At 73.4% G+C, this 13,135-nt stretch carries 14 protein-coding genes; 6 read left to right on the top strand and 8 right to left on the bottom strand.

Going from position 1 to position 13,135, the window contains the following annotated elements:
• Nucleotides 1–40: 40 nt before the first annotated feature.
• Together ABZY31_RS20945 and ABZY31_RS20940 are read right to left on the bottom strand one after the other, a co-directional pair.
• Nucleotides 41–1,105 carry an SIS domain-containing protein gene (locus ABZY31_RS20945; RefSeq protein ID WP_356412521.1) on the bottom strand — a complete coding sequence of 355 codons (1,065 nt, stop codon included), beginning with the start codon at nt 1,103–1,105 and terminating at the stop codon, nt 41–43.
• A 73-nt stretch (nt 1,106–1,178) separates the two neighbouring features.
• Nucleotides 1,179–2,432 (bottom strand): MFS transporter, encoded by a 1,254-nt coding sequence (locus tag ABZY31_RS20940; RefSeq protein ID WP_356412519.1) that lies wholly within the window; start codon nt 2,430–2,432, stop codon nt 1,179–1,181.
• Nucleotides 2,433–2,768: 336 nt separating this feature from the next.
• Between ABZY31_RS20940 and ABZY31_RS20935 the strand changes: the two genes are divergently transcribed.
• Nucleotides 2,769–3,461: a GNAT family protein gene (locus ABZY31_RS20935; RefSeq protein ID WP_356412517.1), complete on the top strand. Its 693-nt coding sequence runs from the start codon at nt 2,769–2,771 to the stop codon at nt 3,459–3,461.
• A 40-nt stretch (nt 3,462–3,501) separates the two neighbouring features.
• Here the strand turns inward: ABZY31_RS20935 and ABZY31_RS20930 are convergent, their stop codons facing one another.
• From ABZY31_RS20930 to ABZY31_RS20920, 3 genes are read right to left on the bottom strand one after another with little or no spacing between them, the layout of a single operon-like run.
• Nucleotides 3,502–4,530, bottom strand: coding sequence for a TolB-like translocation protein (locus ABZY31_RS20930; RefSeq protein WP_356412515.1), 1,029 nt, complete (start codon nt 4,528–4,530; stop codon nt 3,502–3,504).
• A 28-nt stretch (nt 4,531–4,558) separates the two neighbouring features.
• A complete protein-coding gene (locus ABZY31_RS20925) occupies nt 4,559–5,896 on the bottom strand; it encodes an MFS transporter (RefSeq protein WP_356412513.1) in 1,338 nt (445 codons plus the stop codon).
• A gap of 2 nt (nt 5,897–5,898) precedes the next feature.
• Complete coding sequence (locus tag ABZY31_RS20920; RefSeq protein ID WP_356412511.1) at nt 5,899–6,789, bottom strand: alkaline phosphatase family protein; 891 nt, start codon at nt 6,787–6,789, stop codon at nt 5,899–5,901.
• 258 nt (nt 6,790–7,047) lie between these two features.
• Here ABZY31_RS20920 and ABZY31_RS20915 point away from each other — a divergent pair, with 258 nt between their 5' ends.
• Nucleotides 7,048–8,382, top strand: coding sequence for an alpha/beta hydrolase-fold protein (locus ABZY31_RS20915; RefSeq protein ID WP_356412509.1), 1,335 nt, complete (start codon nt 7,048–7,050; stop codon nt 8,380–8,382).
• On the opposite strand, the gene ABZY31_RS20910 is transcribed toward ABZY31_RS20915, so the two are convergent.
• Nucleotides 8,360–9,832, bottom strand: a complete 1,473-nt coding sequence (locus ABZY31_RS20910; RefSeq protein WP_356412507.1) for a carboxylesterase family protein — start codon at nt 9,830–9,832, stop codon at nt 8,360–8,362. The genes ABZY31_RS20915 and ABZY31_RS20910 overlap by 23 nt on opposite strands.
• A gap of 159 nt (nt 9,833–9,991) precedes the next feature.
• On the opposite strand from ABZY31_RS20910, the gene ABZY31_RS20905 reads away from it, so the two are divergent.
• Complete coding sequence (locus ABZY31_RS20905) at nt 9,992–10,312, top strand: hypothetical protein (RefSeq protein WP_356412506.1); 321 nt, start codon at nt 9,992–9,994, stop codon at nt 10,310–10,312.
• A gap of 114 nt (nt 10,313–10,426) precedes the next feature.
• Nucleotides 10,427–10,708 (top strand): chaplin, encoded by a 282-nt coding sequence (locus tag ABZY31_RS20900; RefSeq protein WP_356412504.1) that lies wholly within the window; start codon nt 10,427–10,429, stop codon nt 10,706–10,708.
• 99 nt (nt 10,709–10,807) lie between these two features.
• Here the strand turns inward: ABZY31_RS20900 and ABZY31_RS20895 are convergent, their stop codons facing one another.
• Nucleotides 10,808–11,674, bottom strand: a complete 867-nt coding sequence (locus ABZY31_RS20895; protein WP_356412502.1) for a tyrosinase family protein — start codon at nt 11,672–11,674, stop codon at nt 10,808–10,810.
• A gap of 65 nt (nt 11,675–11,739) precedes the next feature.
• Nucleotides 11,740–12,114 carry a tyrosinase family oxidase copper chaperone gene (locus ABZY31_RS20890; protein ID WP_356412500.1) on the bottom strand — a complete coding sequence of 125 codons (375 nt, stop codon included), beginning with the start codon at nt 12,112–12,114 and terminating at the stop codon, nt 11,740–11,742.
• Nucleotides 12,115–12,275: 161 nt separating this feature from the next.
• Here ABZY31_RS20890 and ABZY31_RS20885 point away from each other — a divergent pair, with 161 nt between their 5' ends.
• Nucleotides 12,276–12,698 carry an SRPBCC family protein gene (locus ABZY31_RS20885; RefSeq protein ID WP_356412498.1) on the top strand — a complete coding sequence of 141 codons (423 nt, stop codon included), beginning with the start codon at nt 12,276–12,278 and terminating at the stop codon, nt 12,696–12,698.
• Nucleotides 12,695–13,129: a MarR family transcriptional regulator gene (locus tag ABZY31_RS20880; protein WP_356412496.1), complete on the top strand. Its 435-nt coding sequence runs from the start codon at nt 12,695–12,697 to the stop codon at nt 13,127–13,129. The genes ABZY31_RS20885 and ABZY31_RS20880 overlap by 4 nt, the downstream gene beginning before the upstream one ends.
• The last annotated feature ends 6 nt before the right edge of the window (nt 13,130–13,135 follow it).

Raw genomic sequence — 13,135 nt, 5'->3', positions numbered from 1 at the left:
GCCTCCGTCCGCCCCGTTTCGCCCGGGCAGGGGGACCTGCTCAGCGCACCGGGGAGCGGGCGGCCCCGCCGAATTGGGCCCCGTCCAGCCCGCCTTCCTTGGTGTCGTCGTTCGCGAAGACGAAGGACTCGATCGGCAGGCCGCGTTCCGCGCTGAGCTGGGCCACCAGTTCCTGGACGACCACGGTCTCCAGGACCACCCGGGCAGCGTCCGCGCACCGCGGCAGCCGGACGACGGCCGCCTCCGCGGCCTCCGCGGCCTCCGCGGTGGTGACCAGCAGGGTCAGGTGGCCGGCCCCGGCCAGGGTGCGGGCCAGTTCGATCTCGCGTCCGTCCCCGAAGACGAGGTGCAGGGTGTTGCCCGCCGACTCCATCCCGCCGTGCAGGTAGTTGCGGGTGGCCGACGCGGCCGCCGTCATCCGTACGACCTCGCGCAGCAGGAGCGCGCCTTCCTCGGCGGAGGCCCGGGAGGCCCCGGCGGCCACCGCGTCGGCGGCGACGCAGCGGGCGCCGCGCTCCCGCAGCCCCGCGATGACCTCGGCGGCCTGCCCGTGGACGGCGGCGCTCCGCTCGGCGATCCGGTGCCAGGGGTCGTCGGCCGCGGGGCGCCCTGCGATCGCTCCCGCGACCAGGTCGAGGGCCACGACCGTGCCGGTGTAGCCGATGGTGGAGGCGTAGGAGTCGGGCTCGTTGCCGAGGTCGACGGTGAGGTCGGCGAGGGTGCCCAGCGGCGAGGCGGCGACGTTCAGCAGCGCTGTCCGCGTGATGCCGGGGGCCGCGCTGCGCAGGGCCGCGACGGTCTCGCAGCTGCGGCCGCCCTGGGAGACGGCGATCAGGCAGTCGGTGTCGAATCCGGTGGTGCCGCGCTCGATCTCGCTGGCGAGCACCCGCTGGGTGACCACTCCGGACGCGCGCAGCTGCCGCACCGGGGCGGCGAGGGCCGCGTAGGAGGCGCCGATGCCGGTGAACAGCGGGCGGCGGGCGGTGCGCAGGGCGGTCGTTCCGGGGCCCGCCAGCCGGGTGCGGACGCGGTCGGCGATGCGCTCCAGCGCGGCTCCCTGGCCGGCCTGGCCCTCCAGGAAGGTGATGCGGGATCCGGACGTCATGTGTGCTCCGCTGCTCTCGGGGGCAAGACCGGCGACGCTACCGGTTCCGCGGGCCCGCGACGCGGCACTCGCGTCAGCTCGTGGACGCGGCCCGTACGACGGCGGGCGCGCCCGCGCCGGCCCGCTCGGCGGAGGCCGACGCCCAGCGCACCGCCGGGCCCATCGCCCAGGAGGCCGCCAGCAGCACCGCGCCCAGCAGCAGCCAGCCCGGGATCCCCCACAGCAGGAGCAGCGAGGTCAGCAGCAGCGGCCCCAGGGTCCGCGCCACCGGCACCCCGGTGCCGAAGAAGCCCTGGTACTGGCCGATCCGCTCGGGCGGGGCCAGCGAGAAGCTGATCTGCCAGGACCCGGCGGACTGGCGCATCTCGGCGTGCACCTGGAGCACCGCGCCGAGGACGAGCAGGGCGGCCGCCGCCCAGGCACCGGCGGGCAGCGCCGAGAGCGCGAAGGCGACGCAGGAGGCGGCCATCACCAGACCCGAGTTCCGCACGGCGGTCCGCGCGCTGCCCAGATCGCCCACCGGACGCGCCATGCGGACCTGGAACAGCATCACGGCCACGGTGTTCAGCACGAACAGCGCCGACACCAGCCAGCCCGGCGCGTGCGTGCGCTCCACGATCCACAGCGGGATGGCGAGGCTCAGCAGCGGCATCCGCAGCAGCAGCACCGCGTTCAGCAGCGTGACCAGCGCGTACGGGCGGTCCCGGAGCACCGCGAGCCGCGGCTCTCCGGCCCCGCGCCCCGGCAGCGGTGCCACCGGGGGCAGCCGCAGCAGCACCCCGGCGCAGACCAGGAAGCTCACCGCGTCCAGGACGAAGACCAGCCGGTACGCCGGGCCGGTGTCGGCGCTCAGCGCGAGCCCGCCGATGGCCGCGCCCAGTGCCAGGCCGCCGTTGAGCATCGACTGGAGGTGGGCCAGGACCCCGGTGCGCTCCTGCGGAGCCACCAGCCCGGCGAGCAGTGCCTGGCGGGCCGCGGCGAGCCCGCACTGGGCGGTCGCGTACACGCAGGCGGCGAGCAGGAACGGCCAGAAGGAGGAGATCAGCAGGAAGGAGGCGACCGCGGCGGCGGTGGCCAGGGCCAGCAGCACCGAGGTGCCGCGGGGGCCCCGCCGGTCGGCGAGGGCGCCGATGGGTACGCCCGCCACCGAGCCGACGGCCCAGGCGACGGTGAGACCGAGGCCGATCTGCGCGGGCGACAGACCGACCACTCGGGTGAAGTAGAGCGCCGAACACACGTAGTAGGCACCGTCACCGACGGAATTGCTCAGCTGGGCGGCGGCCAGGCGGCGCGGCGCGCCCGGCGGCGGCAGGATCCGTATCCTCATCCGACCATTTCAGCAGGCGTCCGGGCCGGACGAAGGCCGCAGGTGGCGGTAGTGCCGGTGAGCCTTTTGCCGGCGCCAACAGCCCCGGTGGTTTGGGGTGCCGGGGGCGTCGGCGGAGCCGGAATCCGGGTGCTCCGGGACCGCCGCGCGGGCCGTCCGAAATCGGTGTCGCGCCGTTGCCGAAAGGGGGGTTCATATGCGGACTTCGAGGAGTTACATTGAGCCACTCGCGTTCACCTGACAGCCCGTTGCCTTTCACTCGCGTTTTGCGCGGGGGGTGACGTCACGAGCGCATGCTGTGCCACCACCCCACCGCCTAGAAGGACCGAAGGCTCCGTGCCCGTACCCGTACTCCTCGCGGGCCGCACCGTGCGGCTCGAGCCCCTCGCCCCCCGCCACACCGAGGCCCTGGCCGTGGCCGGGGCCGAGGATCGTACGACTTACGCTTTCACTCCCGTGCCCCACGGGCTGCAGGCGTCCCACGAGTACATCGACCGCGCCCTCGCCGATCAGGCGGCGGGTCGATCGCTCCCCTTCGCGGTGGTCAGAGCCACCGACGGACGGGTGGTCGGATCGACCCGGTTCCTGGAGCTCGACTACTGGCAGGGCCCCCTGGTGTGGCCCGCTGTGCCGGGAGTCCCGTACGGCGACCCGGCCACGGCGATCCCCGATGCCGCGGAGATCGGGAACACCTGGCTGTCGCCGGGTGCCCAGGGAACCGGCATCAACACCGAGGCGAAGCTCCTCATGCTCCGCCATGCCTTCGAGACCTGGGGGGTCCGCCGGATCTCACTGCGCGCCGACGCCCGCAACACCCGCTCCCGCGCCGCCATGGAGAAACTCGGGCTGACCTGCGAAGGGGTCCGGCGGGCCCATTCCCGGGGGCTGGACGGAGCGGTGCGCAGCACCGCTTTCTACTCGGTGCTGGACGAGGAGTGGCCGGCCGTGCGCTCCGTCATCGAGCTGCGGATCCGGGGGCGGCGCCCGCGCCGCTCCCGCCGGGCCGCCGAATCGCTGGTCCCGGCCTGAGCGGCCCGCGGTCCCCCGCTCCGGCCTTCCTCGTCGGCGTTCAGCCGAGGAAGGCCGGGGCGAGGGCCGAGGGCATGAGCCGGGCGGGGGCGCCGCTGCCGTCGGCCGGTACCGCGTACAGGTCGGCGCCGAAGTCGCCGGGCAGGGAGTAGACCACCGTGTGGTCGTCCGTCCACACGGCCTGGTCGTCGACGCTCCGGGTCTCGGCGAGCGGGGTTTCGGCCCCGGAGGCCAGATCCAGGGCGTAGAGCCGCCACGGCGCGTCGGCGGGGGCTCCCGCAACGCGCTTCTTGAAGACGATCCGGGCGCCGTCGGGTGAGAGCGAGGGGCACTCGACGTTCTCGCGGACCGTGGTGAGGGTGCGCTCCACGAGGTCGCCGCGGACCAGGTGGGTCGCGCCGCCGGTGGCGAGGGTCGCGTAGAAGGTCCGCTCGTCGGCCGCGAAGGTCACGCCCCAGAAGTTCACGTCGGCCGCCCGGTAGGTCCGGCCGTCCTTGCGGATCGTGAAGTCCTCCAGGGAGGCGTCGTACCTTCCGGTGCGCAGGTCGAGGACCGAGGTGCGGGTGGAGAAGTCGGTCCCGGCGTACGAGTCCCCGCCGACGAAGACCGTCCAGGCCACCAGGTGCCCGCCGGGCGAGACCCGGGCGCGCGTCGGTATCCCGGCGAGCGGACGGCTGGAGACCTCCTTGAGGTGCGCGTCGAGCACCACCGCCGTGTAGCCGTCCTGCACCCCGCCCTTGACCTGGCGCAGGCAGATCCCGGTGCCCGCCGCGGCGTGGAAGCGCAGGCAGGAGACGCCGGAGGCGGTGCGTTCGCCGTCCGGCCGGCCGGCGGGCACGGTGGCCAGTTCGTCGCGGTGCGGCCCCCAGGCCATGTTGCGGAACACGATCCGGCGCCCGCCGTCGCCGGGGGTCAGCGCGACGTGGCCCGGGGTGACCCGCGGGCCACCGGCCTGTTCCCGGTTCTTCTCCTCGGCGCGGGAGGAGGCCCGCACGACGGAGACCACCCCGATCCCCGCGAGGAGGAGCACGGCGGTGAGCAGGATCAGGATCCGGCGCTGGAGGGTCATGGGTGGGGGCCTTTCGGGTGGGGACGCGTCAGTGCGGGGCCGTGACGGCGGGGTCCGCTCCGGCGTCGGGTCCCTCGTCGGGGCGCAGGCGGGCGCACACGGCGGTGGCGAGGGCGAGCAGGACGGCGGCGGTGGTCAGTGCGGGCCGGGCGCCCCAGGCGGTCCAGGCGGCGCCGAAGGCGAGGGAGCAGACGAAGCGGGCGAGTGCCTGGCCGGTCTGGACGAGGGCGAGTCCCGCGCCGCGGTGCTCCTCGGGCACGGTGCCCGCGGCGGCGGCCATCAGGACGCCGTCGGTGGCGGCGTAGAACCCGCCGTGCAGCAGGAGCACCGCGTAGGGCAGGGCGGCCCCGCCGGCTCCGGCCAGCAGCAGCCCGTAGGCCAGCAGCAGGGCCAGGTGTCCGCCGAGGAAGACACGACGGCGGCCGATCCGGTCGGCGAGCCGGCCCAGCGGCACGGCGAGCAGGAAGAACGCGGCGGCGGTGCCGAGCGGCAGCAGGGCGAACCAGCGGTCGGCGATCCCGGTGGTGCGCTGGAGCAGCAGGAAGACGAAGGCGTCGCTGACCGTGCACAGGCCCAGCAGCAGGGCGCAGAGGCCGATCCGGCGCAGCGCGGGGCGGCGCAGCAGGTGGACGGAGGCGCGCAGCGAGGGGCGCGCGGCGGCCTTGGTGTCCCCGGCGCCCGCGTCCGTACCGCGGATGTCCGTGCCGCGGGCATCCGTACCGCGGGGCACGAAGAGCACCAGGACGAGGACGCCGAGGGCGGCGACGCAGGAGCTGACGGTGAAGACGGCGTCGTAGCCGTCGGCGGCTCCGCGCAGGATCACGAAGGCGAGCACCGGACCGATCAGCGCGCCGGCGGTGTCCATGGCCCGGTGGGCGCCGAAAGCCCGGCCCCGGTTCTCGGGGGTGCTCGCCAGCGAGATCAGGGCGTCGCGCGGGGCGGTGCGCAGGCCTTTGCCGGTCCGGTCGAGCGCGAGGACCGCGCCGATGGCGGGGAGGGTGTGCGCGAGGAGGAGCAGCGGCTTGCAGAGCGCGGAGAGGCCGTAGCCCAGTCCGGCGAGCAGCTTGTGGCGGTGGAAGCGGTCGCCGAGGTGGCCGCCGGTAAGCCGGACCAGGGCGCCGACCCCGTTGTAGAGGCCGTCGAGCAGGCCGAAGCCGAGCGGGGAGAGGCCGAGTCCGGCGACGAGGTAGAGGGGCAGGACGGCCGCGACCATCTCCGAGGAGACGTCGGTGATCAGGCTGACCGTGCCGAGGGCGAGGACCGTGGGGGCGAGCGCGGCGCGCCGCCCCGGGCGGGTGCCCGGGGCGACGGCCGGTGCGCTGGTCACGGCGGGCGCGGGGGTGCCGCGGCTGTCCGCAACGTACATCGTCAGCCGGCCCAGATCCCGGTGATCTCATGGGCGGTGGCGGCGTTCCCGGCGTGGGTGGTCAGGCCCGCCAGGCCCTCCAGGGTGCGCAGTACGTCGTAGTGGTTGTAGGTGGTGGCGGAGGTGGAACCGGGGACCACGGGCTGGCCGTAGAGCACGGTCGGGATCTTGTTGCCCGCGAGCCGGTTGTCCTCGTCGAAGGTGACGACGAGGAGGCTGTTGTGGGTCTTGGCCCAGTCGGCGTAGGCCTTGAGGTTGTTCTTGAGCCAGGTGTCACCGGTGCCGACCGAGCAGTCGTGCATGTCGCTGCACAGGTTCGGGACGACGAAGGAGACCTTGGGCAGGGTGGTGTAGTCCGTCGGGAACTGGGCCATGGTCTTGGCGGTGCTGGTGGGCACGTTGGAGAAGGCGAACCAGGGGTTGTGCTTGCGGGCGTACTTGCCGCTGCTGCACGTGGTGGAGCCCTGGCTGGGGAGGGTCTCGTTGTAGCTGCCCCAGGTCTTGCCGGCGGCTATCAGCTCGGAGGCCAGGTTGGGGGCGGAGCTGAAGCCGGGGGTGTAGCAGCTGTCGTCGGTGACGCCCTGGTGGGAGCCCGAGAAGAGCTGCATGTAGTTGGGTTGGCTGGGGTGGGTGACGCCGAACGACTGGCTCAGGCTGGCACCGCCCGACTTGAGCGAGTTGATGTAGGGGGCGCTGGAGCTGCCGATGACCTGGTTGTAGGCGTGGTTCTCGAACACCACGACGACGACGTGGTCCGGGGCGGGCAGCGACGCCGCGTGAGCGGGCTGGGCCGTGCCGAGCGAGGTCCACAGGGCGGCGAAGGCGGCGGTGAGGCCGATCGCGGACGCGAGGGCGGTGGTGCGGCGGGGCCGTGACGAGGGCAGGCCGAACACGGGGATACCTCCGGCTGATGGGGGGTGTTCTGGGGGCGGCGCGGACGCACCATACCGATGGGCATGTGCAGGGGCCAGAGAGCGCGGACCAACGGAAGGAGAACGCGCGCTGCACGCTCGGTGCCGGGTAAGAAGGTGCCCTGGAGGAGACAAAGAAAATGGAAAATTAGGAACCTGAGGGCTCTGTCGTTCATCCTTCGAACGGAAGAAGACCACCCCCGCCGCCGCGGGGCCGCAGACAGCCGGAGAGCCCCGCACATGTCGTATTCGCCCGACGGGCCGTACCAGCCGTACCAGCCGTACCCGCCGGAGGGGCAGCGATCCGACGGGCCCTACCAGCAGCAGCACACGCAGCCGCTGCCGCGCCAGCAGTTCCCGCGGCAGGAGCAGTACGCCGGGCAGGGCCAGGGGCAGTACCAGGGGCCGGGTCCCGGCCAGGGCCCGTACCCGGGGCAGCAGGGCCAGGACCGCCACCGCGGCGTGCAGCCCGGTGAACTGTGCCCGACCTGCGGCCACGTGGCCCCGGACGCGCAGGAGGAGCGCCGCCCGTCGCGCGTCAAGCGCTGGGTCATCGGCGGCGTTTGCGTGCTCGCGCTCGCGGCCGTCGCGGCGGGCGCGATGACGTACTTCGAGATACCCCCCTTCACGGACAAGGGCACCGCGGTGTCCTTCGGCAAGCCCGACGCGGGCGGCCAGGCGGGCGGCACGCAGCAGGCGCCCAACGCCAAGGCGTTGATGCCGACGGGCCCCAAGGCCGAGTTCGCCAACTCGATGACGCTGGACGACGGCACGCACGTGGCCGTGACCACCATCACGGGCAAGAAGTCCGGCTTCAAGGGCAAGGTCTGGGTCTGGGCCCCGAAGGAGTACTTCGACCCGAAGTACGCCAAGAGCGGCTTCCCGGTGATGATCGCCCTGCCCGGCGGTGCCGGATACCCGAACAACTACTGGATGGGCACCGACCTCGGCCTCCAGAAGAGCATCGGCAAGTGGTCGGCGGAGGGCAAGGGCAAGCCCTTCATCCTGGCCATGCCCGTACTGAACCCGGCGCCCGACGACAACGGTACCTACTGGGACGGATCCGACATTCCGGGTCAGCCCAAGATGGGCACCTGGCTCACCGACGACGTCCCGGACCTGATGCGCGAGAACTTCCGCACCATCAAGTCCCGTGACGGCTGGGCCTTCATGGGTTCCTCCACCGGAGGCTTCGCGGGCCTCAAGGCGGTGCTGAAGTACCCGGAGAAGTTCAAGGCCGTGATCGCCTCCGGCCCGGACGTCGTTCCCGACTCGCTGCTCTGGAAGGGGCACGAGCAGGAGAAGGCCGCGAACAACCCGGAACTGCTGGCCAAGGAGCTCATCGCGAAGAAGGGCCCGGACGTCTACCTGGCCTTCCAGGTCGGTGACAACGAGAGCAACAAGAAGACCCTGCCGGACGTGCAGAAGTTCATCGCGAACTACACCAAGGGCCCGATCCACACGAGCCTGCGCGTCATCCCGGGCGGCCAGCACAACGCCAAGACCTACGTGCCGAACATGGGCGAGGGCCCGATCCAGTACATCAGCAAGGTCATGGAAGGACCAGTGGAGTAGCGGCTCCCCGCCGCGCCACCGCCCCTCCCCCTTCCCCTTCGTGGTCCGGCCCGCCGAACGTCCTCGGCGGGCCGCTGCCGTCCCAGGGCTGCCAGCCCGGGCTGCCGGTCACCGCGAAGCGCACCCAGGCCGCGTGCATCTCGTCGGCGAGCGCCTGCGGCGCGTCCGGACCGGTCAGCCAGGCGCTCTCCGGCACGTCGAGGGTGTCGAACACGAAGCCCAGCTCCAGCGCGTGGCAGGCACCGAGCCCGGGCAGGCCGGAGGGCCAGCCGAACTCGTAGAGGTAGCTCGGCGCCCCGCGCCCGGCTCCCGCCAGCCGGCGCAGCGGATCGCGCAGCAGCTGGTCGGTCAGCAGCCGGCCCACCAGGTCCGCCGGGCTCACCCCGGGCAGCGCCTCGCGCAGCTCCCGCACGGCGAGCCGGTCCTTGCCGCTGCGGTGCCGGGCCAGCGCCACGGCCAGCGGGCCGAGCTGGTCGAAGAGCCGCATGGCCCCGCTGGGGGCGAGCCACAGCCGGTGCTCCTGCGCGGTCCAGCCCACCAGCAGGGGTATCTTCCGCGCCGCGCGGCCGTCCACGACCGCGTCGAGGGGGTCCTCGGGCAGCGTGTCCGGGTCGGTGACGAGGAAGAAGGCGGGGCCGCCGAGCAGCGGTCCGGAGCGGCGCAGCACGGCGGCCTGGGCGGCGAGCAGGGCGTCCGGGTCCACCTCGGCGAAGGCCTTGGCGGTGGCGGGCACCTTGAGCAGCGAGGCCATCCGGCGGACCATCGGCCGGACCCGGTCGCGGGGGAAGACCTCGGGGGCGCCGCTCTGCAGGACCGCCTGCGCGAAGAGGCCGGCGGCGCGGGGCGCGGCGAGCAGGGCGCCCGCGCTGATGGCCCCCGCCGATTCCCCGAAGACCGTGACCCGGCCGGGGTCGCCGCCGAATTGTGCGATGTTGTCCCGCACCCATTCCAGGGCCGCGATCTGGTCCAGCAGGCCCCGGTTGGCGGGCGCGTCGGGGAAGAGGCCGTACCCGAGTACGCCGAGCCGGTAGTTGGCCGTGACCAGGACCACTCCGTCGCGGGCGAAGGCGGAGCCGTCGTAGACGGGCACGGCGCCCGATCCGCGGGTGAGGGCGCCGCCGTGCAGCCACACCATGACGGGCAGCCGCTCCCCGGGACCGGCGGGCGTCCAGACGTTGAGGTTGAGGCAGTCGTCACCGGGGATGTCGGGGTCGGCGAGGAGCGCCGCGAACCGCTGCGGGTAGGGCACTTTGGGTGCGGTCGGACCGTACGCCCCCGCGTCCCGTACGCCGTCCCAGCCGCGCGGGGGCGCGGGCGCGGCGAAGCGCAGGGCGCCGACGGGCGCGGCGGCGTAGGGGATGCCGCGGAAGACCGAGACGCGGCCCTCGGACCGCCCTTCGAGCACTCCGTGCCCGGTCGTGGCCCTGGGGCGGGCTCCCGATGCGCTCATCGCGTCCTCCTGTATCCGCTCCTGGGCGCACGGTCGCACGTCCACCTACGGGTGACAAGGCGTGACCCGGAGCGGGTGCGGGCGGGTTGGACCCCGGACGGGTGCACCCGCACCGGCCGTTCCACACGTTCCGTACGTTCCCCGAGGGGCGAGACCTCCATGCGCATCCACCACACCATCCAAGCGGCCATCGGGCCGGTGCTGCTGCTGGCCGCGGCGGCGGGAGCCGCGGGCACGGCCACGGCCGCCGGCACGGACTTCCAGTACATCGGCCAGGACGACAAGGCCCACGCGCTCCCGGCGCGCGCGGGGTGCCACGCGGCGGAGGGCGGCGGTTCGCGGGGCGTGGTGAACCAGACCCGGCTGCGGGCCGCGCTGTACCGGGAACCGGGCTGCAAGGGCGAACCGGCCGCCTACGTCCTGCCGGGGACGAGCGCGCCCGTAACCGTCTATTTCGCCTCCGTACGGCTGTCCGGGTAGTCCCGACCCCACCAGGTGGACGCAGCGGCCGTGACTCCGGGGCGGCCGCGGCGTTGTACGCCATGTCAAATGCCGCAGACTCTGCGGCGCCCCGTTCCTTACTAGGAGATCTTGATGTCGCGTATCGCGAAGGCACTCGTCGTCACCGCTGCCGCCGGTAGCGCCCTGGCCGCCGGCGCCGGTCTGGCCGCGGCCGATGCCGGAGCGCACGGTGCGGCGGTCGGCTCCCCCGGTGTCCTCTCGGGCAACCTGCTCCAGGTTCCGGTCCACGTTCCCGTGAACGTCTGCGGCAACACCGTCAACGTGATCGCCCTGCTGAACCCGGCGTTCGGCAACACCTGCGTCAACGCGTCGGGCGGCGGCGACCACCACAGCCAGGGTGGCTACGGCGGCTGACCGCTGCCCACCGCATGACCGCTGTTCCGTGAGGAAGGCCCCCGCCGTTCGGCGGGGGCCTTCCTTTCGCGCTCCGCGCCCGCCGGCGCGGCGGGCCCGTCAGGTCTCGTAGCGGTAGAGGCCGCCGTGCCCGAGCATCTCGCGCGGCGTGACCCCCCAGGGCGGCATCGGCTCGTCCAGGGCGATCACCCGGCCGTGCTGGAGGTCGTACTGCGGCGGCGGGGTCGCCGGCAGGTAGCCGGAGGTGGGGTGGCGCTGCTGCCAGCGGTCCCAGACGAGGTCGACGAAGGCGTGGTGCAGCCAGAACACCGGGTCGTTGGGGGCCGTGCCGCCCGTCATGTGTCCGCCGACCCACTGGTGGACCTTGTTGTGGTTGCGCCAGCGCTCGCTCTTGGGCGCGGCCCAGCCCTCCAGCTTGTTGCGGAAGCCGCCCGCCCGCGCGGTGGAGTCCCAGGGGTCCGAGTCGTAGACCGGGTCGTCGAGCGCCGTCTGCAGTTCGGCGGCGGTGGGGAGGCTGATGGGGTTCTGCGGGCGGCCGAGGTTTCGGGTCAGGAAGCGGGACTCGGTGACGCCGACGGTGACCGTCCAGTTGCCGCGCGCGTGGGCGAAGGGGCCGGTCATCACCTGGCGGTCGCCGTCCCGGCCGGTGCCGCCGAGGAAGTCCTCCGCCCAGAGGGAGGAGACGGGGCTGTTGTCGGTGGTCCAGTCCCAGTACGGGATGGAGACGCCGGAGTCGAGCGTCCGCAGCTGCTTCTCGAACTCCAGCAGGTAGCGGCGGTGCCACGGGAAGAACGACGGCGACATGTGACCGACCCGGAGTTTGCGGTCCCGGTCCGGCACGAAGTACTTGTCGTGGGTGCGCACGAAGGCGTCGTAGGTCCCGTTGCGCTTGAGCTCCAGCACGGCGGCCGTGAACCGCTTCTTCTGCGCGCTGGTGAGGTTCTTCTGGTTCTGCCGGGTGTACACGCGGGTTTCCTCCCCTGTCCCCTTGTCCCGTCGGGTGCGGCCGTACGGTCCGGACGCGACGGGCGTCAGCCGTGGTGCGGGGCGCCCGCCGCGAGGGCCAGCCGGGCGGTCCCCAGCTCGTCGACCGCCGCCCGGGCCAGTTCCAGCGGCGTCGCGAAGGACTCGAAGTGGTTGACCCCGCTGAGGTAGCTGCCGTCGGCGCGGCGCATGACGTGCAGGGGCCGGCCGTCGATGCGGATCCCGCCCCGGCCGATGGCGATGTGCCGCCCGCGGTACGTCTCCTCCGTGAGCGGGGCCGGGGTCAGCGTCTGCCGGGGACGCCGGGCGCGCAGCACGGGGGTCAGGGCGGCCCCGGTGACGGCGAGCACGGCGGCCGTGAAGACGGTGCGCAGCGCCGTACGGCGGGTCGGTGGGGCGGTCGGGCCGGTGGCCGCGTGCATGCGTTCTCCCTCGTTCGGTGGCAGCGCTACGGGGTCTAACGCCGCGCGGCGGACGAGGTCACCGCGTACCGCCGATCGCGCACCCTGCTGGACAGATAGTCTGCGCGTGGATAGTCTGTACACAGATGAAAAGCCCCGCACGATGACCGAGGAGAACCGCCATGTGGGACTACGAGCACGCCGTGGAGACCGACGCCCCCGCCGAGGCGATCTGGGCGCTGTGGGCCGACGTACCGAACTGGGGCACCTGGAACGGCGAGATAGAGCGGATCGACTTCGAGGGCCCCTTCGCCGTCGGCGCCGGGATCACGATGACCCCTCCCGGTGACTCCCCCATCGAACTGCGCGTCACCGACCTGGTCCCCGGCACGTCCTTCACCGACGAGGCCCGCATGGGCGGACTCGTCCTGCGCACCGCGCACACCCTCGCCCCGCTGCCCGGGGGACGGACCCGTATCGTCTACCGCATGGAGATCACCGGTACGGGCGCCGACGAGGTCGGCCCGCAGATCGGCCCCGGCATCACCGCCGACTGGCCGGAGACGATGGCCGCGCTCACCGCCCTCGCCGCCCGGAGCCGATGACCGTGCAGCCCGGCGAGAGCCCCGGATTCCTGCTCTGGCACACCACGCTGCGCTGGCAGCGCGGCATCGCGGCGGCCCTGGCCCCGCTGGGCCTGACACACGTCCAGTTCGTCCTGCTCGCCTGCACCTACTGGATGAACGGCCAGGGCGAGCACCCCAACCAGCAGGCCCTGGCCCGGCAGGCGGGCACCGACGTGAAGATGACCTCGCAGGTGCTGCGCACGCTGGAGCAGAAGAACCTGATCGCCCGCGAGGTCGACCCGGACGACACCCGCGCCAAGCGGCTGCGCGTCACGGACGCCGGCGCCGAACTGGCCCCGCGGGCGATGGCCGCCGTCGAGGAGGCCGACGCCCGCTTCTTCCGGCCGGTCCCGCTGGCCGACACCCTCGCCCTGCTGGGCCGGCTCGCCCGTCCGGACGGGACGCCGTAGGCGGGC

This window comes from Streptomyces sp. NPDC006529, assembly GCF_040611795.1.
Classification (GTDB): Bacteria; Actinomycetota; Actinomycetes; order Streptomycetales; family Streptomycetaceae; genus Streptomyces.
This window is presented reverse-complemented; position numbering and strand designations above follow the sequence as displayed.

What these genes read in the sequence shown, in the direction of transcription:
- ABZY31_RS20910 (WP_356412507.1), bottom strand. Translation starts at nt 9,832, where the DNA reads ATGAGCGCATCGGGAGCCCGCCCCAGGGCCACGACCGGGCACGGAGTG.
- ABZY31_RS20945 (WP_356412521.1), bottom strand. Translation starts at nt 1,105, where the DNA reads ATGACGTCCGGATCCCGCATCACCTTCCTGGAGGGCCAGGCCGGCCAG.
- ABZY31_RS20915 (WP_356412509.1), top strand. Translation starts at nt 7,048, where the DNA reads ATGTCGTATTCGCCCGACGGGCCGTACCAGCCGTACCAGCCGTACCCG.
- ABZY31_RS20930 (WP_356412515.1), bottom strand. Translation starts at nt 4,530, where the DNA reads ATGACCCTCCAGCGCCGGATCCTGATCCTGCTCACCGCCGTGCTCCTC.
- ABZY31_RS20925 (WP_356412513.1), bottom strand. Translation starts at nt 5,896, where the DNA reads ATGTACGTTGCGGACAGCCGCGGCACCCCCGCGCCCGCCGTGACCAGC.
- ABZY31_RS20885 (WP_356412498.1), top strand. Translation starts at nt 12,276, where the DNA reads ATGTGGGACTACGAGCACGCCGTGGAGACCGACGCCCCCGCCGAGGCG.
- ABZY31_RS20900 (WP_356412504.1), top strand. Translation starts at nt 10,427, where the DNA reads ATGTCGCGTATCGCGAAGGCACTCGTCGTCACCGCTGCCGCCGGTAGC.
- ABZY31_RS20905 (WP_356412506.1), top strand. Translation starts at nt 9,992, where the DNA reads ATGCGCATCCACCACACCATCCAAGCGGCCATCGGGCCGGTGCTGCTG.
- ABZY31_RS20940 (WP_356412519.1), bottom strand. Translation starts at nt 2,432, where the DNA reads ATGAGGATACGGATCCTGCCGCCGCCGGGCGCGCCGCGCCGCCTGGCC.
- ABZY31_RS20880 (WP_356412496.1), top strand. Translation starts at nt 12,695, where the DNA reads ATGACCGTGCAGCCCGGCGAGAGCCCCGGATTCCTGCTCTGGCACACC.
- ABZY31_RS20890 (WP_356412500.1), bottom strand. Translation starts at nt 12,114, where the DNA reads ATGCACGCGGCCACCGGCCCGACCGCCCCACCGACCCGCCGTACGGCG.